The organism is Geminicoccus harenae (assembly GCF_019800005.1).
In the GTDB taxonomy this organism is placed as follows: Bacteria; Pseudomonadota; Alphaproteobacteria; order Geminicoccales; family Geminicoccaceae; genus Geminicoccus; species Geminicoccus harenae.
The window spans coordinates 1-22131 of sequence record NZ_JABGCL010000035.1 but is presented as its reverse complement, the minus strand read 5'-3'; the positions used below and the strand labels follow the sequence as shown (position 1 = coordinate 22131).

Genomic DNA, 22131 nt, shown 5'->3' with positions numbered 1-22131 from the left:
TCCTGATGGTGGCGACTGGTTAGTGCAGGCAGGAGCGATGCGCTAGGCAGTCCGCTCAGGCCCGGACCGCCTTCCCCTTGGGACGTCCCCCGCCTCGATCGGCGCGATGGCCAGCAGGGCATGATGCCGAGCCAGGCCGCCCTCGGTTCGAAGCTCCGGTCTCTATTGAGCGACAAGAAATGCCGATCTATCGTTCCAGTATTTCCGCACGATTCGATGGGAATGTTTCATGGCCGATATTCATGGCACCCGGGCAGATGAACGCCTCGTGGGCACGCCATTCGCCGACATGATCTTTGCCGGGCGCGGCCACGACACGCTGCTCGGCCTTGCCGGCCGCGACCGGCTCAATGGCGGGAGCGGGAACGATTCCATCCATGGCGGCTCCGGCGCGGACCGGCTGTTCGGCGATGCCGGCGACGACATCGTCAGAGGTGGCCACGGGCGCGACTATCTGTGGGGCGGCAGCGGCGACGACCACCTGCAAGGTGGCCAGGGCAACGACGTGCTGCGCGGCAACTCGGGCGACGACGTCCTGCGCGGCGGCCAGGGCAGCGACCTCCTGGACGGCGGCAGCGGCGCCGACCTGCTCTACGGCGGCAGCGGGATCGACAGCTTCATCGGGGGCGCCGGCATCGACATGCTCTCCTTCGAGAACGAGGTGCGCGGCGTCTATCTCTATCTCGGCGAGGGGCCGCATTTCGCCAGTTGGCGAGACTATGCCACCACGTTCGAAGGGCCGATCGAGCCGATCTCCGGCATCGAGCAGGTCCGGGGATCCAGCCATGACGACGTGCTGCACGGCTTCAACCCAGGCCTCCCGTCGAGCGAGAGCCCTTGGGCGTTGTTCGGCCTCGGCGGCGATGACGTGATCTGGGGCGGGGCGCTCGACGACCATCTGGAGGGCAATGCCGGGAACGACGAGATCGACGGCTTCTATGGCGATGACGTGATCGAGGGCGGTGCCGGTGACGATCGTCTCAATGGCCGGAGCGGCGACGACCGCCTGACCGGCGGTTCCGGCAGCGATGTGTTCGAATTCCGGGCCTGGGGCCACGTGGAGGATCGCGAGGAGGGCAACGACACGGTCGTGGATTTCGCTTCCGGCACCGACAGGATCGAGCTGCTGGTCAGCGTTGCCGAGGATGAGCTGGGGAACATCAGCTTCGAGCTGAGCGGCAAGGCCCTCTTCGACGTGCTCGACAGCGATTCCGACAACCGCATCACGGCCCTGGACGATTACGCCACGGTCGGTCCGGCCGAAGGTCGGCAGAGCCTCACGATCGACCTGGCCCCGATCGTCCACGAGCGCGTCGACCCCGGGCACTTCTATGCCGACGTGCAGGACCTGAAGCTGACCGTGCTCGGCGTCACCGTGCTGTCGGCAGGCGACTTCAGCTAGGCTGCCGCCCCGCCCTGCCGGTCAGGCCACGGTCGCCTTTGCCTGCACCGCCCGCAGCCTGCTCTCGTCGAGCAGCCGCGCCAGCTGGTCGAACAGCACGACGCCCAGCCCGATGAAGGCCAAGTCGAACACCCAGTTGGTGTTCCAGGAGCGCATCGCGATCTGGCCGATCACGGTGAGGATGCAGCCGGCGGCGAAGATCGCGAGCCCGTGCCGCCCCATGCGCGCCAGCGGGGCGAAGATCGCGCGCCCGCGCAGCCAGGCGGTGACCCGGAGCGTGTGGAGGACATAGGCCAGCGCCAGGAAGTCGAGGAGGCGCACGATGCCGAGGTCGGTCTTGGACTTGTAGGCGTCCAGCCAGGTCATGGAGGCGAGCAGGCCCGGCGACTGCCCGAACAGGTCGGAGACCAGGAGCGCACCGGTCAGGTTGCAGGCCAATGCCGCCAGCAGCAACGGGCCCAGGCGCGGGATCGCCTGGCCGGTACGGATCAGGAAGCCCACGGCGATGCCGATCGCAAAGATGAACTGCCAGGCGAACGGATTGAAGAACCACACCCCCGCGACCGGCCAGCTCGGCAGGTTCAGCCCGGTCGCCGTGGCCCCGAGATAGACCAGGCCCGATGCCGCCAGCATGGCGGCGAGCGAGCGGGCGGACAGCCAGAGCAGGACCGGGGCCACGGCCAGCAGCACGAAATAGAGCGGCAGGATGTTGAAGTAGCCCAGCTGGTGGCCGAGCCCGAGAATGCCCAGCAGCGCGTCCAGCGGGGCCGCCAGCAGCAGGTCGCGGCCATGCTCGGTCATGAACGCCATGTGCTCGATCAGATAATCGGCGGTGGCGAACAGCACGCAGGCGATGAAGGTCAGGCCCAGATGCCAGAAATAGAGCAGCCGGGCGCGCCGGCCGAGGCCGGTCAGGACCGCGACCAAATCACCTTTCAGCATCCGCCCCGCATAGGCCAGCGCCACGGCGACCCCGGACAGGAACACGAACGCCTCGGCCGAATCGGAGAAGCCGTAATTGCGCGGCGTCCAGTTCTCGAAATAGTTACCCGGCAGGTGGTTGATGAAAATCACGATCAGCACGAGTCCGCGCCAGAAATCGACGCCGTCGATGCGCTGCTTGTTCATTTGCGGAGGGCGTTTCCCGGTCGGATGGAAATGGCGGGCACCAGACACGAGCGACCGTAGCAGGCCCATGTGACGGGCATGTGTCGGCATCGTGACGTGCGGCTCGCGCTGGCGGTCTTCTGCCAAGCGGAAGAAGAAGCTGGCAAGCCCGGCCTGTCCGGATCGGCCACGACGCCGCAGGCTGCCGGCGCTCAGCGCTCGGTCACGAACTCCCGCCAGTCGAGCCGCGCCTGCCAGCCGGCCCGCTCCAGCTCGGGCACGCTGTGCTCCTCTTCCGGCCGGCCGACGCAGAGCAGGGCCACGAACGCCCAGGCCTTCGGCACGTCCAGCAGGCCGGCGACACCTACCGGATCCAGGATCGACACCCAGCCGACCCCGATGCCGCGCGCCCGGGCGGCCAGCCAGAAGGTGTGGATCGCCAGCGCCGTGGAATAGCGCAGGGTCTCGGGCATGGTGCGCCGACCGAGCCCATGGCCTGCCGTCGGCGCCTCGTCGGCGAACACGGCCAGGATCTCCGGCGCCTCGCGCAGCCCGTGCAGCTTCAGTTGCCGGTAGCGCGCCTGCGCCTCGCCCTCATAGGCGGCCGCGGCCAGCTGGTTCTGCAGGTCGACATGCCGCGCCAGCTTCGTGCGCAATTCGACCGAGCGCACCCGCACGAAGCGCCAGGGCTGGGCATTGCCGACCGAGGGTGCGAGGCAGGCCAGGCGCAGCAGTTCGTCCATCTCGCCCGGCGCGATCGGGTCGGAGCGGAAGCGGCGGACGTCGCGGCGCCAGACCAGCAGCTCTTCCAGTTGCCGGACGAACAGCGAGCCGAACGTGGCGCTGCGGGTCGGCCGATCCATCTCCCCTGCCCTGTCGAGAATCTCCGTCAGGGCATCCTGCCATGTGGGATCAGCGCTGTCGCCCTGACCGGCCGTTAGGCCGCTCGCACAGCACCTCGACGGTGTTCTCGCGGAATGCCTTGGCGAACGGCTCGGGCGGCGGGCGGTTGGTGACGACGGTGAGCAGCGTGCCGAGCTCGAAGGTGCGCACCGAAGCACGCCGGCCGAACTTGCTCTCGTCGCAGATCAGGACGTTGCGGCGCGCCTGGCCGTAGAGGATCCGGCGCAGGTCGGATTCCTCCTCGGCATAGTCCATCCAGCCGTGCTGGGCATCGCAGGCGGCGATCCCCATCACCGCGATGTCGAACACGAAGCGGCGCACGAAGGCCACCGTGTCGCCGCCCAGCAGCGCATTGTCGTTGGCGCGCAGCCAGCCGGGCGTCACCTTGATGCGTAATCCTGGCTCGGACGCGAGCAACTGGGCGATGTCGAGCGAGTTGGTGACGAGCTGGACGTCGCGCTTGCCGACCAGGGCGCGGGCGAACGCCAAGGGCGTGGAGCCGGTGTCGACGAACACGGTCATCCCGTCCTCGACCAGGCCCGCCGCGATCTGGGCGATCTTGGCCTTCTCCTTGGGCCGGATGCGCTCGCGCTCGCCCAGCGGCTGCTCCTGGTCGGGGCGGAACGGCACGGCACCGCCATGGATGCGGCGCAGCCGGCCGCGCGCCTCCAGCTCGTCCAGGTCGCGCCGGATCGTTTCCTCGCTGACCGCCAGCTCCCGGGCCAAGCCCGCGACCCGCACGCGCGGCTCGCGCTCCAGGCGGCGCAGGATCACCTCGTGGCGGTGCCGGGTGAGCGGGGACGAGCTCACGAGCACCGCCTTCCTGGCGAGCGAGCGGATGCGGCCCGGCATGTCCCCCTCATCGGGGACATGGTCAGGCCGCGAGGTGGCAGGCCGCATACTCATGAGGTGCCACCACCTTCAGCCCGGGCTCCTGCTGGGCACAGCGGCCGATCGCGAGCGGGCAGCGCGGGCGGAAGCTGCAGCCCTCGGGGATGTCGATCGGGCTGGGCGGCTCGCCCTCCAGGAGGCAGTCCTCGGCCCGGTACGGCTTCTCCTCCAGGACCGGCACGGCCGAGAGCATCGCCTTGGTGTAGGGATGGGCCGGCTTCATGAACACGGTCTGGTTGTCGGCCAGCTCCACCACCTTGCCCAGATACATGACCGCGATCCGGGTGCAGACCTTCCGCACCATGGCCAGGTCATGGCTGATGAACAGATAGGTCAGGCCGTGGCTCGCCTGGAGCTTCTCGAACAGGTCGAGCAGGCGCGCCTGCTCCATCGGGTCGAGCGAGGACAGGGTCTCGTCCAGGATCATCAGCCGCGGCTCCAGCACCAGGGCGCGGGCGATGTTGATGCGCTGGCGCTGGCCGGCGGACAGGCCGATCGGCAGGCGCTCGGCCAGCTCGCGCGGCAGCCCCACCTCGGCCATCACCGCGTCGACCTTCTCCTGGATCTCCTTGCGTCCGGCGCCATGGACCTGGAGCGAGAAGCCGATGGTGCGGCCGACCGGCAGGTTGGGCGGGATGCAGTTGTAGGGGTCCTGGAGGAGGAGCTGGAAGCCGCGGCGCATGGTCAGGCGCTCGCGCGCCGACATGGTGGCGATGTCCTTGCCGTCGAACAGGATGCTCCCCGAATCCGGCGGCTCCACCCAGGAGAGCAGGCGGGACAGGGTGGACTTGCCGCAGCCCGATTCGCCGACCAGGCCGAAATTGTCGCCGGGGAACACGTCGAAGGTGACGCCGCGCACCGCCTGGACGATCTGCTTGCCGAAGAACCGGTCGCGGTCCGGCACGCTGTAATGCTTGGTGACGTCCTGGACCGACAGGATCGGCTGGGTCTTGCCGCCCGCCTTCGCCCGCGCCGCCTGCGCGTCGACGGTGGAGCGCAAGGGCGGCTGCTCGGTCCAGATCCGCGGCATCCGCTCCAAAAGCTCGCGCGAATAGGCATGCTCGGGGGCTGCGACCATGCGGGCCGGCGTGGTGCGCTCGACGACCCGGCCCTTGGACAGGACCAAGAGGTCGTCGGCGATCTCCGAGACCACCGGCACCGAGGTCGTGATGAACAGGATGCCGGCCTTGATGTCCTCGCGCAGGTCGCGCAGCAGGCGCACGATCTGGGCCGCGACGGTTACGTCCAGCGGCTGGGTGACGTTGTCGCAGACCAGGAGGGTGGGCTCGGCCACCAGCGCGTCCACGATCATGGCGCGCTGGAGCATGCCGCCCGAATACTGGCTGGGGTACTCGCGGTAGCGGCGGGCAGCCGAGGGGATGCGCACCCGGTCGAGCAGCTCGATGGTGCGCTTGGCGGCCTGCGCCATCGGGATGTCCGGCCTGACCGCGCGCAGCTTCTCGGCGATCTGCACGCCCACCGGGATGGTGGGGTCAAACGAGCTGCCGGGATCCGCCCCGATATAGCCGATATGCCGGCCGCGCAGCGCCCGGGTATCGGCCTCGGACAGGCCGAACAGGTCGCGGCCGCGATAAAGCACCTGACCGCCCTTGCGGAACAAGGGCGGGGCGATCCAGCCGGCGATAGCCTTGGCCAGGATGGTCTTGCCCGAGCCGCTCTCGCCGATCAGGCCCAGCACGGCCCGCTCTTCCAGGCTGAACGAGACCCGATCCAGCACAGGACGGCGCTCCTGGCCGCGGATCAGCTCGATGGAGAGGTCCTTGACCTCGAGCAGCGTGGCTTGCTTGCCCGTCATCAGATCGTGCCCCGCAGCAGCATGTTGCGCGCGCGCTCCAGGGAGGCGCCCATCAGGTTCAAGGACAGCAGCGAAAGGAACAGGAACGCGCCCGGCATGGTCGCGATCCACCAGGCATTGATCAGGTACTTGCGCCCATCCGAGATGATCGTGCCGAAGGTGGGGGTCGGCGGCTGCACGCCGATGCCGATGAAGCCCAGGATCGCCTCGAAGATCATCATGCGCGCCACGTCCAGGATCGCGACGAAGGCGATCGGCGGCAGGATGTTCGGGGCCACCAGCACCAGCATGATGCGCAGGTCCGAGGCGCCCAGGATCTTCGCACCGCGCACATATTCCCGGCGCCGCTCGGTCAGCGCCACGCTGCGGGTGACGCGCGCATAGGCCGGCCAGCTCGCCAGTGCCAGCACCAGGATCACCGTGAGCGGCGTGGGCCTTGTGATGGTCAGGATCACGATCGCCAGGATGATCAGCGGGATCGAGAGCTGGGCGTCGGTCAGCCGCATCAGGATCGTGTCGACCCAGCCGCCCTTGTAGCCCGCGACCAAGCCCACCGCGGTGCCGATCAGGAACATCAGGATCACGGTGGAGAAGCTGATCAGCAGCGCGTTCTGCAGCCCGATCAGCGAGCGGATGAACAGGTCGCGGCCGAGCTGGTCGGTGCCGAGCGGATGGGCGAAGCTGCCGCCTTCCAGGAAGAAGGGCGGCAGGAACTTGTCCTTCACCGAGATCTTCACCGGGGAGAGCTCGGTGAAGAACGGGAAGATCACCGCCAGGCCGATCAGGAACAGGAAGATGATCAGGCCGACCTTGAATTCCGGACGCTTCCAGGCGGTCGCCCACAGGCGCCGGGTCGGCCCGACCGGGCGCTTGACCGGGAGGGGCGTGGCGCTGCCGGCCAGGACCTCGCTTGCCATGGGCTCAGCTTTCCAGACGGGGGTCGATCCGCGCGGCGGCGAGGTCGACCAGGATGTTGACGACGACGAAGATGGCGCTGGACAGGATCGCCACCCCCTGGATCACTGGGAAGTCGCGCTGGGTCACCGCCTGGACGGTGAGCAGGCCGATGCCGGGATAGTCGAAGATGTACTCGACGATCAGCACGCCGCCTAAGAGTGCGCCCACCTGCACGCCGAACAGGTTGAGGATCGGCACGGCGGCGTTGCGCAGGACATGGCCGTAGAGGATGCGCCTTGGGCCCAGGCCGCGCACGGCTGCGACCTCGACGAAGGTCTGGCGCAGCGTGTCCGCGACCGAAACCGAGAGCGAGCGGATGAAGATCGGCGACATCTCCACCGCGATCACGATGGCCGGCAGGATGGTGTAGGCGAAACCCTGGTAGCCGATCGACGGGATCCAGCCGAGCTTGGCGGTGACCACCAGGGCCAGCACGATCGCGAACCAGAAGTTCGGCAAGGACACGAACACCGAGGACAGGTAGACGGCGAACTTGTCCTGCCAGCGCCCGGCATGGACGCCGCCGGCGATCCCGATGGGAATGGAGACCACCAGCGTGATCAGCAGCGCCAGGCCGGCGAGCTGCAAGGTATAGGGCAGCGTCGAGCCGATCAGGCTGCCCACCGAGGCGCGGGCGCTGCGGATCTGGTCCTGGTTGCCCATGGAGGCGCCGCCGCTCTCGGACTTGATGTAGGACGTGCCGAAGTCGCCCTGCAGGATGCCGGCGAGATAGCGCCCGTACTGCACGATGATCGGGTCGCGCAGGCCCATCTCGCGGGCGGTCTGCTCGACCAGCTCATCGGAGGCCATGCCGCCCAGGATGGTGCGCGCAGGGTCGCCCGGCGCCATGCGCACGAGCGCGAAGATCGCGAAGGACACGACCAGAACGATGAGAAGACCTTGCGCCAGCCGACGGGCGAGGAAGGTCAGGATGAAACCCATGTCGACGAATTCCCGTCGGCTGGAATGTGTCCGGTTCCGCTGGACAGGCTGCGGCATTCCCCGGAGCGGTCAGCTAGGCAGTCGAAGAAACGGAAGCCGTCCGGCAGCGCGACGACGCTGCCGGACGGCTGTGCTGCTCAGGCCTTGAAGGAGGCCTTGCTCGCGTCAATCGGGCCGTTCGGGTAGAAGACCAGCCCTTCCAGCCCGGTGCGGTAGCCGTGCAGGAGCACCGAGGTGAACAGCGACAGGGACGGCGCCTTGGCGGCGACCGCCTCGGCAGCCTGGGCCACCAGCGCCAGGCGCTTGTCCGGATCCGGCTCGGCCTGCTCGGCGTTGAGCGCCGCGTCGATCTCCGGATCCTGGACGCCATTGATCAGGCCGCCCTTGGGGCCGGCCTTGCTGTAGAACATCGAGCGCAGCACCAGGTCGGGCTCGGGCGAACCGGTCGACCAGCCGCAGTCGACCATGTCGCCATAGCTGGGCTGGCCGGCCTGCTGGTAGAGGCGCGCACCCCAGGCCGCGGTCTCCATGACCGTGAACTTGATCGGGAAGCCCTGCTCCTGGAGCATCGCGGCGATGACTTCGCCATACTCCTTGGTCTTCGGATAAAAGCCCATGGAGGTGAAGAATTCCATCTCCGGCAGGCCCTGGCCGTTCGGGAAGCCGGCCTCGGCGAGCAGTTCCTGGCACTTGGCCGGGTCGTAGGTCGGGTAGTTCGGCAGGTCGGTGTAGCCGAACTTCACCGGCGACATGTAGTTGTTGGACGCCTCGCCGGCCGCACCCATCACGCCCAGGATCTGGTCGCGGTCGATCGCATGGCAGGCGGCCAGGCGCAGTTTCGGGTTGTCGAAGGGCGGCTTGTCGCAGCGGAAGTGCAGGTACTTGTTCTCGGTCGAGACCGTGCGGCTGAGCGTGACCTTGGATTCGCCGGAAAGCGAATCGTACTGCTCGGGCTCCAGCCGCTCGGTGACGTCGATCTCGCCGGAGAGCAGCGCCAGCACGCGGGTGGTGGCGTCGCCGATATAGGAGAAGTGGACCTCCTCCAGCAGCGGCTTGCCGTGCATGTAGCCGTCGAAGGCCTTGAGCACGGTGGTGTTGCCGCGCTGCTCGGCGAACTTGAACGGGCCGGTGCCGTTCGGGCGGCCCTGCAAGGTTGCAGGGTCGGCGATGTCCTTGGCCGACATGATCGGCAGGAAGCCGGCCAGGAAGTAGAAGGCCGCCGCCGGATAGTTGCCCTTCTTGGTGTGCACGCGCACGGTCAGGTCGTCGACGATCTCGACCTCGCACTCGCCCGGGTACCAGGCGGCCGGGCGACCCGGGCTCGACGCATACTCGAACGTCGCCTTGACGTCCTCGGCACCGAACTTCTTGCCGTCGTGGAAGGTCACGCCGTCACGCAGCGAGTATTCGATCGTGTAGAGGTCGACGATCTTCTGCCCGGTCGCCAGCTCCCAGACGATCTCGGTCGGATCCTCGGGCTTCATCGGCGTGCGGAAGAGCTGGCCCATCACGTAGCCTTCCAGATTGATCTGGGAAAGCACGGTGTGGGAGGTCGGGTCCCAGTTGCCGGTGAGCGGCTCGCCCGAGCCGAACACCATGGTGTTGCGGCTCTGGCCGTAGGCGCGCTTGATGAAGGGCGCCGGCAACGTCAGCGCGGCAGCACCCACCGCACTGGTCTTCAGGAAGCTGCGTCGCGACGGTGCGACGATCGATGAGATGCTCATTTACCCACCCCTCCGGTTCCGGCGCCGTGACTCCCCCGTCCGACCGCCTGCCAAGTCTTGTTGTCTTGCCCTTGAACCGCCCTGCGGGAATCGGGCCGTGCGTGGGCCCGCCCCCTTCCCCGGCAGCATGCGTGAGCGTAGGCGCGGCTTGCGACGAGCGTCAACGGCGCATACCAAGAAACCCACTAATCCCACAGTCCCGGAACCGACCATTGTCCGCCAACTTCGCCTGCCCGCCGGGCTTCCTCGACCGGCTCGAATCCTTCTCGCAGATCGGCAGCACCGGTGATGGCGGCGTGGACCGCGTCGAGGCCAGCGCCGCCAACGGCCTGGCCCGGCGCGAGCTGGCGGAACGGATGGCGGCCGCGGGCTGCGACGTCCGGATCGACGGGATCGGCAATGTGTTCGGGCTCATGCCCCTGGCCCAGCAAGAGGCGGGCCAGGAGGCGCCCTGGGTGTTCACGGGTTCCCACATCGACAGCCAGCCCAAGGGCGGCCGGCTGGACGGCGCCTATGGCGTGCTGGCGGCACTGGAGGCGGCAACGGCGCTGAAACATCGCCTGAACGGGCAAAAGCCACGCGCCAATCTGGGCGTGGTCGCCTGGACCGGCGAGGAGGGTGCGCGGTTCCAGCCGAGCCTCCTGGGCTCCTCGGTCCATGCCGGGATCCTGCCGCTGGAGCAGGCACTTGCCCGCAGGGACGGCAGCGGGGTGAGCGTGGCCGAGGCCCTGGACGCGATCGGCTTCCGCGGCACCGACCAGGCGCCGAAGCCCGCCGCCTATGTCGAGCTGCACGTGGAATGCGGCCCGGAGCTGGAGCAGAGCGGCACGCGGCTTGGCGTGTTCGACCGCTGGTGGGGTGCGCACAAGCTGGAGCTCCTGTTCAGCGGCGCCACCGCCCATACCGGCCCCACGCCCATGGCCAAGCGCAAGGACGCGCTGCTGGCCGCGGCCGAGGTGATCACCAGCCTGCGCCGCTTGGCCGACACCTACCCCGGCGCCCTGCACACCTCGGTGGGCCGCCTGGAAGTCCTGCCGAACTCGCCCAACGTCGTGCCGGACCAGGCCAAGCTGTTCCTCGAGATCCGCTCGGCCGACGCGAGCATCATGGCGGATGCCCATTCGCGGCTGCAGGACCTGATCCCCTATGCCGCCGCGATCGCCCGGGTGACCCACCGGATCGTGCGCGACGAGTACCGCGCCCCCGGCGCCTTCGCATCCAACCTGCGCGACCTCGCCCGCACCACCGCGGCCGATCTCGGCGTGACGCCGATGGGCCTGGAGACCATCGCCGCGCACGACGCCATGCCGATGGCGCGGATCTGCCCCTCGGTCGTGGTCGCGGTGCCGAGCCGCGACGGCCTGTGCCATTCGCCGCGCGAATGGACCGAGCCCGCCGACCTGGAGCTGGGCGTCGCCTGGCTGGGCTCCATGCTGGAGCGGCTGGTGCTGGAAGGGCCGTCCGCTAGCTGAGCCCGCCAGCCGGCAGGGCGTCCCGGCCGAGTTCGCGGATCGCGACCCGCTCGGGCTTGCCCTGCTCGGTGAGCGGCATCCGCTCGAGCGGCAGCCAGACCATCGACCGGGCCACGGCAGCGCCGAACCGGGCCAGGACCGCCGCTTCGCAAGCCGCCAGGTCGATCGAGCCACTTGGCCAGGGCAGCATGGCGGCGAGCCGGGCAGCGCCGTCGGGCTCGGCCACGACCACGGCGTAGCGCACCTCCGGCAGGCCGCACAGCAGGTCTTCCAGCAGGGTCGGGCTGACCATCCGGCCATCGACCCAGGCGATGTCGGCGGCGCGGCCGAGCACGTGCAGGTAGCCGTCCGGGTCGAGCCGGCCGAGATCGCCGGTCCGGTACCAGCCGTCCTGGAAGGCAGCCGCCTGCAGCTCCGGCCGGTTGCGGTAGCCCATGGCCATGGCGGGCGAGCGCACCTCGATGCCGCCAGGCTCCCCGGGCGCGACAAGCGTACTGTCCGCGCCACGGAAGCGGACCTCCACGCCCGAAAAGATGCGGCCGGCACAGGTGAACCGCTCCGGCACCGCCGGGTCGTGCTCGGCCGGCGTCAGTACGCTGACCAGGCCGATCTCGCTGGCGCCATAAGTGTGCGCGATCACCGGCCCCAGCCGCGCACGGGCACGACGGCGCAGGGCGGCCGGCGCGGATGCGCCGATATGGTTGATCCCCCGCAGCGAGGACAGGTCGCGCCGCCCGACCTCGGGATGGTCCATCAGCTCGAACAGTTGCGGCTCGACCAGGAACAGGTCGGTGATCCGCTCCGCCTCGATCGCCGCCAGCGTCGCGGCCGGCTCGAACCGGTCGGCCAGCACGACCGTCCCGCCGCCCAGCAGGGTGATGTCCACCAGCACCTGGGACAGATAGGCCAGGCGGCCATTGACCAACTGGCGCCGTCCCGGATTGTCCGGGGCGTGCACCATGGCCGAGTAGGTGGCAAAGCTGCGGCAACTGCCCTTCGGCACGCCGGTGGTGCCGCCGGAGGAGACGATCACCGCCAGATCGTCCGGGTGCGCCAGGCACTCGACCGGCTCGCCCGCCTCACCCGCCGCAAGCTTGTCCAGGCGCAGCGCGCCAGGCAGGTCGATGCCGATGGCAGCCACCCGCACCCCGGCGCCCTCCGGCAGGAGCCCTGCCGTGTCCGCGAACAGGACCAGCAGATCCGGCGCGATCTGCGCCAGCAGCTCCACCCGGCGCTCCACCGTCCCCGGCACCGACAGGAACACCGCCGCAGCACCCAGCAGATGCGCCGCATAGCGGATCGCGAGCGCTTCCGGATGGTTCGGCGCGAACAGCGCCACGAGGCTGCCCCGGCCGATGCCCTGGCCGGCCAGCACGCGGGCATGGCGGTAGATCATGCGCAGGAAGCCGGCCGCGGTGACGTCCTGGCCCGGGAACCTGATGACCGGCGCGTCCCCCCTGGCGCTCAGCCCCGCGACCAGGGTCGCGATGTAGGGCCGCTCTGGGCCAGGCACCTGGATCGTGAACATCGCCGCCTCCCTGGGGCACCGGAGCTGCCGAAGCGGAGAGCCGCCCCCATCATCCTCCGCGCACCGCCACGGCACGATCGTGCCCGGCAGCCTGGAAGGTGAGCAAGGGACATGGCGGCCATCTATGGCAGCAATGGCGACGCCATCTGCTCAAGACCATGTTCGGCACGAGCGGCGAGGACATGTTCACGAGTGCCAGCCATAGGCCCAGCCACGATAGGTCAAATCCATGCGGCGCAGGACGTCAAAGGCGCCCTCGGCCACGTCAGCTCACCTCGCGACCGAACACCCCATCAGCACCTCCTCCTGATCGCGGCCGGCCGCCTCCAACGCGCGCGACTCGCGGCCATACTCCCTGAAGCCCATGCTGCGGTAGAGGGCCAGGGCCGGTTCGTTGGCAGCCATCACCGAGAGACGGACCTCCTCCGCCACGCTCGCGGCATGGCCCAATGCGTGCTCCATCAGGGCCCGACCCAGCCCCCGGCCGCGCGCGTCCGGGCGGACATACATGCCCCAGATCGTGGCCATGCGACGGGTCTCCGGCGCATCGGGCAGGAGCAGGCTGACGATGCCGCTCAGCTCCCCATCGAACCCGCCGCCGAACACCGGATGGCGTTCCAGCCGCCCGGCATGCCAGCCGATCGGCTGCGCCTGCTCGGCAGAGAACGAGGCGCAGAAGGCCTCGGGATGGGTGGCCAGCGCCTCCAGGCGAAGGTCCCGGTAGGCGGCGGCATCCTCAGGGCCCAGGCGGCGGATGCGGGGGCTGGACATGGGTCTTCAGGCCTCCTGGCGATGCGCGGAGCCGGGCCTCGCACGGCTCACGACCTCATCCTGCGCAGGAGGCCGCCCCGTGAGAAGGAGCGAATGCCGCCTTCCGCACCGCCCGTCCTTCCGACCTCGCCAGGCAGAGGGCAGCCGCCCGGCAGGCTGGTTCAGAACGGCCAGGCCGGCATCGGCCCGCGCAGCTTCTCCAGGACCGCCCCCACCTGCAGCACCCCCAGATCGTCCAGCCGGCGGCCGACGACCTGTACCCCGATCGGCCGGTTCTGCCCGTCATGGCCGAACGGCAGGGACAAGGCCGGCTGGCCGGTCTGGTTGAACAGTGCGGTGAAGGTCGCGTGCGCCAGGGGTGTGGCGACGTCCAGGCCCACCTGCTCGGCCGGAAAGGCCACGCATGGCAAGGTGGGCGTCACCAGGAAGTCGTAGCGGTCGATCGCGGCCAGCAGCTCCAGCTTGCTCGCCTCGATCCTGGTGAGCAGGTCGAAATAGCTGGCACCGTCGATGCCCTCGGCCTTCAGGCTCCAGTCGCGGACCTGCGGCAGGACCTTGGCCTGCTGTTCCTTCGTGAAGCTGCGATATTCGGCGAGCCCGCGCACCTGCAAGGTCAGGTCGATCGCGGCATAGGCGTCATAGGCAAACGGCGGCGCCACCTCCTCCACGATCGCCCCGGCATCCGCCAGCGCCCGGGCGGCCGCCCGCACCGTTTCCTGCACGACCGGCTCCACCGGGGCGCCATAGCCCATGGACAGGAGCAGACCGACCCGCCGGCCCTTCACGTCCGCATCGAGCCGCTCGTGATAGGCGATGCCTTCCGGGGCCAGCGCGCCGCTGTCGCGGGCGTCGAATCCAGCCAGCGTGGTGAGGTAGAAGGCGGCATCGGCGACGCTGCGCGCCATCGGCCCGGCCGAGCGGGTGGTGCTCGGGACCAGATGCGGGATGCGGCCCTGGGTGGGCTTGAGCGCCACCACCCCGCAATGGGCGGCCGGCAGCCGCACCGAGCCGGCGATGTCGGTGCCGACCGCCAGATGGCAGAAGCCCGCGGCCAGTGCCGCCCCCGCCCCGGCGCTGGAGCCGCCGGTATTGGTCGACCGGTCCCAGGGATTGCGGACGATGCCGAAGGCCGAGCTCACGCCCGCCGCCAGCAGGCCGAAATCCGGCATGGTGGTCTTGGCCAGCAGGATGGCCCCGGCTTCCAGCGTGCGCGCGGCCGGCGGCGCGTCGAAGGTCGAGGCCGCGCGGCCCTCGTTGGCGGCCGTGCCGTGCAGATAGGGCCAGCCGGTGACGTGGATGCTGTCCTTCAGCGTGACCGGGATGCCGTCGAGCGCGCCGGCCGATTCGCCCCTGGCAAAGCGGGCCTCGGCAGCCTTGGCGGCATCGCGGGCCGCTTCCGCCCGGATCGACCACAGCGCGTTGATCTCGCGGTTGGACTGCTCGATCTGCCCGAGCGTCGCATCGACGACCTCGACCGGCGAGACCTCGCGGGCACGGAATCGCGCCGCCAGCGACAGTGCCGAGGATTCCAACAATTCCCGCATCGCCCTACCCTTCGCACGCTGCTGCCGGTCTCCGCCGCCACGGTCGGCAAGTCAAGCAGGCCCGGCAGAATCGGCTTTGCGAGCCGGCCGAGCCTTCCTAGGCTGTGCCGACCAAATCGAAGCAAACCCAACAACAGCTTCCCTCCTGGAGGAACCGCCGCCGATGAGCGAGCTCGACCCGGATCGGGGCCGCGCCACCGCCGCCGTCACCGCCCTGCTGGCGGAACAGGCGTCGGATGCCGCCGAGGTGCAGATCGTGCTGGAACCGGCCTTCGCCGTGCTGGCCTCGCCCGGCTGGCACGGCGTCGACGGCGTCCACTTCAAGGCGACCCTGCCGGACGGCAGCCGGCGGCACGTGAAGACCATGCACGCGGATGCCGGCCACTATGTGGAGGTCCGCACCGCGTTCGCCGCGGCCAAGACCGCCGCCAGGCTCGGCATCGGCCCCAGGGTCGACGCGGTCGATCTGGGCAACGACACGCTGGTGATGGAGGACTGCGCCGGCTTCCGGACCGGCACGCTCGACCGGCTGCGCGACCCGGAGATCGTGGCCAACCTGATCCGCCAGCGCCAGGCCTTCCACAAGACCGGCTCCCTCGGCCGGCAGGTGAGCGTGTTCGACGAGATCCGCCGCTTCCACGATGCCTGCCGCAGCGCCGAGGCGCCGCTGCCCGCGGACATCGACTGGCTGGTCGACAATGTGCTGGATGCGGAGCGAGCGATCCTGGCGGCCGGCTTCGACCTGGTTCCTGCCCATGGCGACGGCAACGCCTCGAACTTCCTAGTAGGTCCCGACAAGCAGGTCCTGCTGGTCGACTGGGACCGGGCCGCCGACATGGACCCGTTCGCCGATCTCGGCAGCTTCATCGTCGAGGCGGCGCAGCAGGAGCCGGAGGCACGCGGCATCTTCCTGATGGCGCATGGCAGCATGGACGAGGCGCTGTTCGCCCGGACCATGCTCTACGGCATCGCCGACCATCTGCGCTGGGGGCTGATCGGCTTCCTCCTGGCCAAGGTGTCGACCAGGCCCAGCCTCGAATTCCTCAAATACGGGAGCTGGCGCTTCTTCCATTGTCGGCAGGCGGTCCGCGAGCCGCGCTTTGCCGAGCGGCTGCGGAGGGTCTGATGACGACGACGGAACGGCTGCTGGGCGAGGCGCGCACCGCCGACGAGCAGGCGATCGAGGTGGCGATCCGGCGGGTGCCGCAGTTCGATGGCGGCGAAATCCGCTACCGGATGCTGGTGGGCGGCATCAACAACCGCAACTGGCTGATCAGCGTGAGCGGCCACCAGCGCCGCTACTTCGTGAAGGTGCCGGGCCCGGGCACGGAGAAGTTCATCGACCGGGCGGTGGCGCACCAGGCGGCGGTCAACGCCCATGCGATGGGGCTGGCACCCGAGGTCATCCATTTCGACCCGTCCGACGGGCTGGAGGTCCACGAGTTCCTGGAAGGCTACCAGGCCTGCACCAATGCCGACTTCGAGAACCCGGTGATCCAGGAGGCGGTGATCGACTGCTACCGGCGGCTGAACGCCGGGCCGAAGCTCGACCTCACCAAGACCATCTTCGAGATGATCGAGGAGCACTGGCGCGACGCCGAACAGCTGGGCGCGCTGCTGCCCCACGATTATCGCTGGCTGATGAAGCAGTACCGCAAGGCCAAGGAGGCGTTCATGGCCTCAGGATTGGACCTGGTGCCCTGCTTCAACGATCCCATGCCCGGCAACTTCCTGGTCAGCCCGGGCAAGCCCATGAAGATCGTGGACTACGAGTTCGCGTCCAACAACGAGCGGGCCTACGAGCTGGGCGTGCTGCTGGGCGAGATGTTCTTCACCGAGCAGCGCTCGCTGGAGCTGATCGAGGCCTATTACGGCGAGATCCGCCAGGACATCGTGGCCAGGGTCTGGATCGGCCGGGCGCTGGCCGACATCAAGTGGGCCGGCTGGGCGATCCAGAACCGGATGCTGACCGACTGGGACTTCGACTACCAGAAATACGGCGACTGGAAGTGGGCGCGCGCCCGCTCCGTGATCCTGGACCCGCGCTGGGAATGGTGGCTGCGCTCGATCTGAGCGCGAGACGGGGGCGGGCTCCGGCCCGCTCCCTTCAGGCCTCCCGGTTCAGAACGGCAGGAGATGCCGGCCGAACTGGGCCAGCACCGCGCCGGCCGCAGTACCGGCCACGGCGAACGCGACCCAGGGCCAGAGCGACGGCGCGGCCCTGCGCCTGGGCTTGGGCCCGATCGTCAGCTCGATCCGGCCGTCGTCGCGCTGGTGGCTGCTCAGCACCTGCTCGTCCGGCAGGAGCACCAGCATCCCGGCCATCTCGGGCTCGATCACCAGCGTCTGCCGCGTTACCGGCCCGCCCAAGGATACCGAACCAGACCTCAAGGTCGCCATGGCCCGTTCACATGCTGGTAGTTGCGCCCCACGTGCACCTGCCCGGCCATGCTCTTCCAGGCCGCCCAAGTCGACGCCGACGCTAACCCCCGCCTCCCGGCCGATCAACTTAAATGATTGTTCAAGAACGGCACCGGAGGCGCACTGTGACATGTACATCCCTATTCAAGTACTTCCAGGATACTTCCGACAGTCGGCTGAAAAGAACCTGCTCACGCTCCAAGTGAACAGCCCGGCTATTCGACAACCGCCCGAGTAACCGCAGGCTACAGCCGGCCGCAGCCTGGAACAGGCCCGGACCTCGGCCGGCCTGCCACTGTCGGGTGCGGGACAGGGTTCTACAGCATCTCCAGCGGCCGCTTGCGGCGGGGCGGCGGGAACGCCCGGTCCAGCAGCGCCAGGTCCTCCCCGTCCAGCCGGAGGTCGGCCGCCCGCCGGTTCGCCGCCACATGGGCAAGGCTGCTGGCCTTGGGGATCGCGATCACGCCCGGATGGTGCAGTACCCAGGCCAGGGCCACGGTGAACCGGTCGACGCCATGGCGCCGCGCCACCTCGTCCAACGCCGGGCTCGCCGGCAGCCGCCCCTGCTCGATCGGGCTGTAGGCCATGACCGGCACGCCGCGCTGGCGGCACCAGGGCAAGAGGTCGAACTCCGGCCCGCGCCGGGTCAGGTTCAGGAGGATCTGGTTGGCGGCACAGGCCGTCCCGCCCGGCACGCCGAACAGTTCCTCCATGTCGTCCGTATCAAGATTGCTCACGCCCCAGTGGCGGATCTTGCCGTCCTGCTGGAGCCGCTCGAACGCCGCCACCGTCTCGGCCAGCGGGTAGCGGCCGCGCCAGTGCAGGAGATAAAGGTCGATCCGGTCGGTGTTCAGCCGCTGCAGGCTGCGCTCGCAGGCAGCCTGCGTGCCCTTGGCCGAAGCGTTGTGCGGATAGACCTTGCTGACGATGAACACCTCGTCGCGCTGGCCGGCCACCGCCTCGCCGACCACGATCTCCGCCCCGCCCTCGCCATACATCTCGGCGGTGTCGATCAGCGTCATGCCGAGCTCGATGCCCCGGCGCAGTGCTGCCACCTCCGCCTTCCGGCTGCCCACCTGCTCGCCCATGTACCAGGTGCCCTGCCCCAGCGCCGGCACCCGCTCGCCACCCGGCAGTTCGACCTGCTGCATCGTCACTGATCCTCCTGGGCGTCCGCCCGCGCCCTGCTATATGCGAGTGTACGCCCGGGTCCAGCCCCGGCGCGGCCTCCTCCCCTTCGGAGAACAACGATGAAGTACGTGCTGCTCGCCACTGCGCTCCTGGCCCTGCCGGCGCTTGCCGCCACCGCCGATGCCCAGGAGCTGCGCGGCTGCGCTGCCCGGATCGCCGACCTGGAGATCAAGCGCGACGAGGCGCGCTCGGCCGGCGAGATCGCGCGGGCCGATGGCCTGCAGAAGGCGCTGGTCGAGGCCAAGGAGAAGTGCAACGACGCCAGGCTGCGCGCCGATCGCGAGGAGCGGGTCGCGGAGAAGCGCCGCGAGGTCGAGGAGGACAAGGAGGACCTGGCCCGCGCCGAGCGCGAGGGTGACTGGGAAGACATCGAGGACGCCCGGCGCGACCTGCGCGAGGCGCAGTGGGAACTGCAGGAGGCCGAGGCCGACCTGGACCGCTGACGAGCTCAGGCTATCCAGTCCCCATCGTCATGGCCGGCCCGGGGCCGGCCACCACGACGGAGTACGATCGAGACCTGCGGCTCAGTCCGGCATGTCGATCTGGATCTTCACCGAGCCCTTCGGCGAGGTCGCGGCATACTCGAACGCCTCGACACTCTTCTCGAACGGGAACTTGTCGGTGATCAGCGGCGACACGTCGATGGCGCCCGAGCCCAGCATGGCGATGCAGCGCGGATAGACATGCGCATAGCGGAACACATGCTCCACCCGCGCCTCCTTCAGCGCCGCCCCCGGCACGTCATAGGCCACGTCGTGCAGCGGCATGCCGATGAACACCACGCAGCCACCCGGCCGCAGCGGCTGGAACACCTGCGCCGCCGCCTTCTCGTTGCCGGAGCACTCGAACACGACATCCGCACCCCAGCCATGGGTGTCGCGCATCATCACGTCCTGCACCGAGGTCTCGCGCACGTTCACGCCGACCACCGAGCCCGGCACCTTGGCCAGCTTCTCCGCCAGCGCCAGCTTCCCCTCGTCGATGTCGCTGACATAGACCTTGGCGCAGCCGGCCGCGAACGCCGCCAGCACGGTGACGAGCCCGATCGGCCCCGCCCCGATCACCACCGCGGTATCGCCCGGCGTCACCCGCGCCTTGACCGTGCCATGCACGCCCACCGCCAGCGGCTCGACCATCGCCGCCGCCTCGAACGACACGTTGTCCGGGATCTTGAACGTATAGTCCGCCGGGAACACCAGCGTCGGCCGGAGGCAGCCATGCACCGGCGGCGTCGCCCAGAACTGCACGGCAGGATCGAGATTATACAGCCCCAGCCTGGACGCCCGGCTGTTCGGATCCGGAATGCCCGGCTCCATGCACACCCGGTCGCCCACCTTCAGATGCGTGACCTCCGACCCGGTTTCGATCACCACGCCCGACGCCTCATGGCCCAGGATCATCGGCTCGCGCACGATGAACTGCCCGATCCCGCCATGGGTATAATAGTGCACGTCACTGCCGCACACGCCCACGGTCTTCATCTGGATCCGGACATCCCGCGGGCCGAGCTGCTCATCGACCTCGATGTCACGCAGGTTGAGCTTCAGCTTTTCTTCGAGAACGAGAGCTTTGACCATGATTGCCTTTGTCCCTGAGGAGGGTCTTGAGCTGCGCTGCAGCGCCTTTTGTACGACTGATGTTAAGCCTACAAGTGGCGATGATGCGACTGACGGCTTTCCACAACGATGCGCACAAACAACGTGACTAACGGCCGCTGTTCGCAGGAAGCGTTAAGGGCGCACAAGGCCAGCCGTCAAGCAAGCAACCTGGAACCCACGAATGAGCGGCTCTCCTGTAACAGCCGTGATCAATTTAGCCACCGAACCAAATTTCCAGCAGAGACGCACGTCTAGAATACCGCTAACCTCTCAGAAATGTTTAGGCTAGTTGGCGGGCAGAATGAGTGACAACGAAAGAATTCTCGCTATCCACAAAGTACTCCTAGGCTTTACACAACGCGCCGAGCGGGCCACTGAAGAAACGCTCATCGCACCTTTTGTAGATTCCCCGCCAATGTTTAACCTCCTCTCCACAAAGAATAACCAAATCGTATTTGGACGCAGAGGAACAGGAAAGACTCATGCGTTAAAATTTATGTCTCGGCAAATACTAGAAAGTAATGAGCGGCCAATTTATATAGATTTACGCTTAATTGGCTCAAATGGATCGATATATTCTGATGACAGCAGAAGTTTTCCCGAGAGAGCTTCAAGCTTGATTATTGATGTTCTTAAGCATCTTTATAACGATCTTGTGGAACTGGCTCTTGAGAAAATTGATGCACATCCACATCCCGGAGAAATCACTACCCGCATTGATGCTCTTTATAATGCGATTTCTACGGTTCGAGTTATAGGCTCGACCGAACATGAAAGCAATACAACCACATCATCAAGAGAGATGTCCGGCCTCAACGTAGGAGTATCTATCGGTGCCACAGCAAGCGGAAATGCAGCCTTTAAAGCAGAAAGTACTGTCCAGAAAGACGCCGGAACACGCATAAAACACACCGGCAAAGAGACTGCCTACCTCACATTTGGCAATATCGGAGGACCAATTGAAAGCGTTTTAGCCATTCTTAATGCACCCCGCATCTGGATACTCATTGATGAATGGAGCGAAGTTCCTATCGATCTGCAACCCTACCTTGCCGATCTCTTGAGGAGAACAATACCCCCCATTAATGGAATTACTTTAAAAATTGCAGCTATCGAACACAGATTTCGGTTTTCAATTATAAAAGACCAAGGAGAATATATTGGGCTTGAACTTAGCGCAGATTTATCTGCCGATCTTAATTTGGACGACTTTCTAGTATTTGACAATAATCAGCATAATGCGACTAACTTTTTCAAAACATTGATCTTTAAGCATTATGAAAGTGCAGACCCAACTGGACATCAGTTCAGAAACAGTGATGAATTCATTCAAGCAATATTTACGCAATTTCCAGTGTTTGAAGAGTTTGTCCGTGCAGTGGAGGGAGTTCCTCGGGACGCTCTCAACTTGGCGGCTAAAGTTGCTACAAAATCCTACGGCCGCAAAATAACCATGAACGATGTTCATGCGGCAGCTCGCGACTGGTACAACCAAGAGAAAGCAACCTCAATAAATAATGATACCAATCTGTCTCGGCTGCTAGGTGTACGGTCCCGGGATGTGGTGTGACGGATCGAGCCTGAACCGGTCGGGCTCTTTTGCCCAGACCTGGCAGATGAATTCGTAGGGGGTCAGGCCGCGCAGGGTCTTGAGCCGGCGGGCGTGGTTGTAGGCGTCCACGAACAGCTGCAGATGGACCCGGAGCTGTTCATGGCTGTCGTAGTGGTAGCGCTTGACGGTAGCGTCCTTGATCGTGCGGTTCATGCGCTCGACCTGGCCGTTGGTCCAAGGGTGGTTCACCTTGGTCAGGCGGTGCTCGATGCTGTGCTCTGCGCAAACCCGGTCGAAGATGTGGACGAAGGC

The 22131-nt window shown here is 67.3% G+C and carries 20 protein-coding genes; 6 read left to right on the top strand and 14 right to left on the bottom strand.

Annotation, left to right across the window (positions count from 1 at the left end):
* Window positions 1–229: 229 nt before the first annotated feature.
* The gene (locus tag HLA95_RS28985; RefSeq protein WP_191058050.1) at window positions 230–1402 is read left to right on the top strand and encodes a calcium-binding protein; all 1173 of its coding nucleotides are present in this window, start codon (window positions 230–232) and stop codon (window positions 1400–1402) included.
* A 21-nt stretch (window positions 1403–1423) separates the two neighbouring features.
* On the opposite strand, the gene HLA95_RS22975 is transcribed toward HLA95_RS28985, so the two are convergent.
* The 7 genes from HLA95_RS22975 to HLA95_RS22945 form a co-directional block, all read right to left on the bottom strand.
* The gene (locus tag HLA95_RS22975) at window positions 1424–2530 is read right to left on the bottom strand and encodes an OpgC family protein (RefSeq protein ID WP_191058051.1); all 1107 of its coding nucleotides are present in this window, start codon (window positions 2528–2530) and stop codon (window positions 1424–1426) included.
* A gap of 191 nt (window positions 2531–2721) precedes the next feature.
* Window positions 2722–3372 carry a 5,6-dimethylbenzimidazole synthase gene (gene bluB, locus HLA95_RS22970; protein ID WP_191058052.1) on the bottom strand — a complete coding sequence of 217 codons (651 nt, stop codon included), beginning with the start codon at window positions 3370–3372 and terminating at the stop codon, window positions 2722–2724.
* A gap of 49 nt (window positions 3373–3421) precedes the next feature.
* On the bottom strand, window positions 3422–4264 hold the full coding sequence (locus HLA95_RS22965) for a DeoR/GlpR family DNA-binding transcription regulator (protein WP_191058053.1): 843 nt from the start codon (window positions 4262–4264) through the stop codon (window positions 3422–3424).
* 22 nt (window positions 4265–4286) lie between these two features.
* Complete coding sequence (locus tag HLA95_RS22960; protein ID WP_191058054.1) at window positions 4287–6119, bottom strand: ABC transporter ATP-binding protein; 1833 nt, start codon at window positions 6117–6119, stop codon at window positions 4287–4289.
* The gene (locus tag HLA95_RS22955; RefSeq protein WP_191058055.1) at window positions 6119–7036 is read right to left on the bottom strand and encodes an ABC transporter permease; all 918 of its coding nucleotides are present in this window, start codon (window positions 7034–7036) and stop codon (window positions 6119–6121) included. The genes HLA95_RS22960 and HLA95_RS22955 overlap by 1 nt, the downstream gene beginning before the upstream one ends.
* 4 nt (window positions 7037–7040) lie before the next feature.
* Window positions 7041–8018 (bottom strand): ABC transporter permease, encoded by a 978-nt coding sequence (locus tag HLA95_RS22950; RefSeq protein ID WP_191058056.1) that lies wholly within the window; start codon window positions 8016–8018, stop codon window positions 7041–7043.
* Window positions 8019–8155: 137 nt separating this feature from the next.
* A complete protein-coding gene (locus HLA95_RS22945) occupies window positions 8156–9742 on the bottom strand; it encodes an ABC transporter substrate-binding protein (protein WP_191058057.1) in 1587 nt (528 codons plus the stop codon).
* A gap of 212 nt (window positions 9743–9954) precedes the next feature.
* On the opposite strand from HLA95_RS22945, the gene HLA95_RS22940 reads away from it, so the two are divergent.
* On the top strand, window positions 9955–11214 hold the full coding sequence (locus HLA95_RS22940) for a Zn-dependent hydrolase (protein WP_191058058.1): 1260 nt from the start codon (window positions 9955–9957) through the stop codon (window positions 11212–11214).
* On the opposite strand, the gene HLA95_RS22935 is transcribed toward HLA95_RS22940, so the two are convergent.
* From HLA95_RS22935 to HLA95_RS22925, 3 genes are all read right to left on the bottom strand, one after another.
* The gene (locus HLA95_RS22935) at window positions 11207–12742 is read right to left on the bottom strand and encodes an AMP-binding protein (RefSeq protein WP_222184647.1); all 1536 of its coding nucleotides are present in this window, start codon (window positions 12740–12742) and stop codon (window positions 11207–11209) included. The two genes, HLA95_RS22940 and HLA95_RS22935, sit on opposite strands and share 8 nt — an antisense overlap.
* 270 nt (window positions 12743–13012) lie before the next feature.
* The gene (locus HLA95_RS22930) at window positions 13013–13513 is read right to left on the bottom strand and encodes a GNAT family N-acetyltransferase (RefSeq protein ID WP_191061512.1); all 501 of its coding nucleotides are present in this window, start codon (window positions 13511–13513) and stop codon (window positions 13013–13015) included.
* A gap of 161 nt (window positions 13514–13674) precedes the next feature.
* Window positions 13675–15057, bottom strand: coding sequence for an amidase (locus tag HLA95_RS22925; protein ID WP_222184646.1), 1383 nt, complete (start codon window positions 15055–15057; stop codon window positions 13675–13677).
* Window positions 15058–15220: 163 nt separating this feature from the next.
* On the opposite strand from HLA95_RS22925, the gene HLA95_RS22920 reads away from it, so the two are divergent.
* Together HLA95_RS22920 and HLA95_RS22915 are read left to right on the top strand one after the other, a co-directional pair.
* Window positions 15221–16183, top strand: coding sequence for a phosphotransferase family protein (locus HLA95_RS22920; RefSeq protein ID WP_222184645.1), 963 nt, complete (start codon window positions 15221–15223; stop codon window positions 16181–16183).
* A complete protein-coding gene (locus HLA95_RS22915) occupies window positions 16183–17130 on the top strand; it encodes a choline/ethanolamine kinase family protein (RefSeq protein WP_191060001.1) in 948 nt (315 codons plus the stop codon). Before HLA95_RS22920 ends, HLA95_RS22915 begins: the two co-directional genes overlap by 1 nt.
* A gap of 48 nt (window positions 17131–17178) precedes the next feature.
* Here the strand turns inward: HLA95_RS22915 and HLA95_RS22910 are convergent, their stop codons facing one another.
* Entirely contained in the window at window positions 17179–17457 is a 279-nt protein-coding gene (locus tag HLA95_RS22910) for a hypothetical protein (protein WP_222184644.1), read from the bottom strand.
* A gap of 338 nt (window positions 17458–17795) precedes the next feature.
* Entirely contained in the window at window positions 17796–18629 is an 834-nt protein-coding gene (locus HLA95_RS22905; RefSeq protein ID WP_191060003.1) for an aldo/keto reductase, read from the bottom strand.
* Between the two features lie 99 nt (window positions 18630–18728).
* On the opposite strand from HLA95_RS22905, the gene HLA95_RS22900 reads away from it, so the two are divergent.
* On the top strand, window positions 18729–19112 hold the full coding sequence (locus HLA95_RS22900) for a DUF1090 family protein (protein WP_191060004.1): 384 nt from the start codon (window positions 18729–18731) through the stop codon (window positions 19110–19112).
* Window positions 19113–19193: 81 nt separating this feature from the next.
* Here the strand turns inward: HLA95_RS22900 and HLA95_RS22895 are convergent, their stop codons facing one another.
* On the bottom strand, window positions 19194–20246 hold the full coding sequence (locus tag HLA95_RS22895; RefSeq protein WP_191060005.1) for an NAD(P)-dependent alcohol dehydrogenase: 1053 nt from the start codon (window positions 20244–20246) through the stop codon (window positions 19194–19196).
* Between the two features lie 322 nt (window positions 20247–20568).
* Here HLA95_RS22895 and HLA95_RS22890 point away from each other — a divergent pair, with 322 nt between their 5' ends.
* Window positions 20569–21837 (top strand): ORC-CDC6 family AAA ATPase, encoded by a 1269-nt coding sequence (locus HLA95_RS22890; protein ID WP_191060006.1) that lies wholly within the window; start codon window positions 20569–20571, stop codon window positions 21835–21837.
* Here the strand turns inward: HLA95_RS22890 and HLA95_RS22885 are convergent.
* Window positions 21808–22131 (bottom strand): integrase core domain-containing protein (locus HLA95_RS22885; RefSeq protein WP_222184643.1); only part of this gene is annotated, 324 nt, incomplete at its 5' end. The genes HLA95_RS22890 and HLA95_RS22885 overlap by 30 nt on opposite strands.

What these genes read in the sequence shown, in the direction of transcription:
- HLA95_RS22910 (WP_222184644.1), bottom strand. Translation starts at nt 17,457, where the DNA reads ATGGCGACCTTGAGGTCTGGTTCGGTATCCTTGGGCGGGCCGGTAACG.
- HLA95_RS22955 (WP_191058055.1), bottom strand. Translation starts at nt 7,036, where the DNA reads ATGGCAAGCGAGGTCCTGGCCGGCAGCGCCACGCCCCTCCCGGTCAAG.
- HLA95_RS22915 (WP_191060001.1), top strand. Translation starts at nt 16,183, where the DNA reads ATGACGACGACGGAACGGCTGCTGGGCGAGGCGCGCACCGCCGACGAG.
- HLA95_RS22950 (WP_191058056.1), bottom strand. Translation starts at nt 8,018, where the DNA reads ATGGGTTTCATCCTGACCTTCCTCGCCCGTCGGCTGGCGCAAGGTCTT.
- HLA95_RS28985 (WP_191058050.1), top strand. Translation starts at nt 230, where the DNA reads ATGGCCGATATTCATGGCACCCGGGCAGATGAACGCCTCGTGGGCACG.
- HLA95_RS22930 (WP_191061512.1), bottom strand. Translation starts at nt 13,513, where the DNA reads ATGTCCAGCCCCCGCATCCGCCGCCTGGGCCCTGAGGATGCCGCCGCC.
- HLA95_RS22935 (WP_222184647.1), bottom strand. Translation starts at nt 12,742, where the DNA reads ATGTTCACGATCCAGGTGCCTGGCCCAGAGCGGCCCTACATCGCGACC.
- HLA95_RS22965 (WP_191058053.1), bottom strand. Translation starts at nt 4,264, where the DNA reads ATGCCGGGCCGCATCCGCTCGCTCGCCAGGAAGGCGGTGCTCGTGAGC.
- HLA95_RS22975 (WP_191058051.1), bottom strand. Translation starts at nt 2,530, where the DNA reads ATGAACAAGCAGCGCATCGACGGCGTCGATTTCTGGCGCGGACTCGTG.
- HLA95_RS22945 (WP_191058057.1), bottom strand. Translation starts at nt 9,742, where the DNA reads ATGAGCATCTCATCGATCGTCGCACCGTCGCGACGCAGCTTCCTGAAG.
- HLA95_RS22920 (WP_222184645.1), top strand. Translation starts at nt 15,221, where the DNA reads ATGAGCGAGCTCGACCCGGATCGGGGCCGCGCCACCGCCGCCGTCACC.
- HLA95_RS22895 (WP_191060005.1), bottom strand. Translation starts at nt 20,246, where the DNA reads ATGGTCAAAGCTCTCGTTCTCGAAGAAAAGCTGAAGCTCAACCTGCGT.
- HLA95_RS22925 (WP_222184646.1), bottom strand. Translation starts at nt 15,057, where the DNA reads ATGCGGGAATTGTTGGAATCCTCGGCACTGTCGCTGGCGGCGCGATTC.
- HLA95_RS22900 (WP_191060004.1), top strand. Translation starts at nt 18,729, where the DNA reads ATGAAGTACGTGCTGCTCGCCACTGCGCTCCTGGCCCTGCCGGCGCTT.
- bluB (WP_191058052.1), bottom strand. Translation starts at nt 3,372, where the DNA reads ATGGATCGGCCGACCCGCAGCGCCACGTTCGGCTCGCTGTTCGTCCGG.
- HLA95_RS22905 (WP_191060003.1), bottom strand. Translation starts at nt 18,629, where the DNA reads ATGCAGCAGGTCGAACTGCCGGGTGGCGAGCGGGTGCCGGCGCTGGGG.
- HLA95_RS22960 (WP_191058054.1), bottom strand. Translation starts at nt 6,119, where the DNA reads ATGACGGGCAAGCAAGCCACGCTGCTCGAGGTCAAGGACCTCTCCATC.
- HLA95_RS22890 (WP_191060006.1), top strand. Translation starts at nt 20,569, where the DNA reads ATGAGTGACAACGAAAGAATTCTCGCTATCCACAAAGTACTCCTAGGC.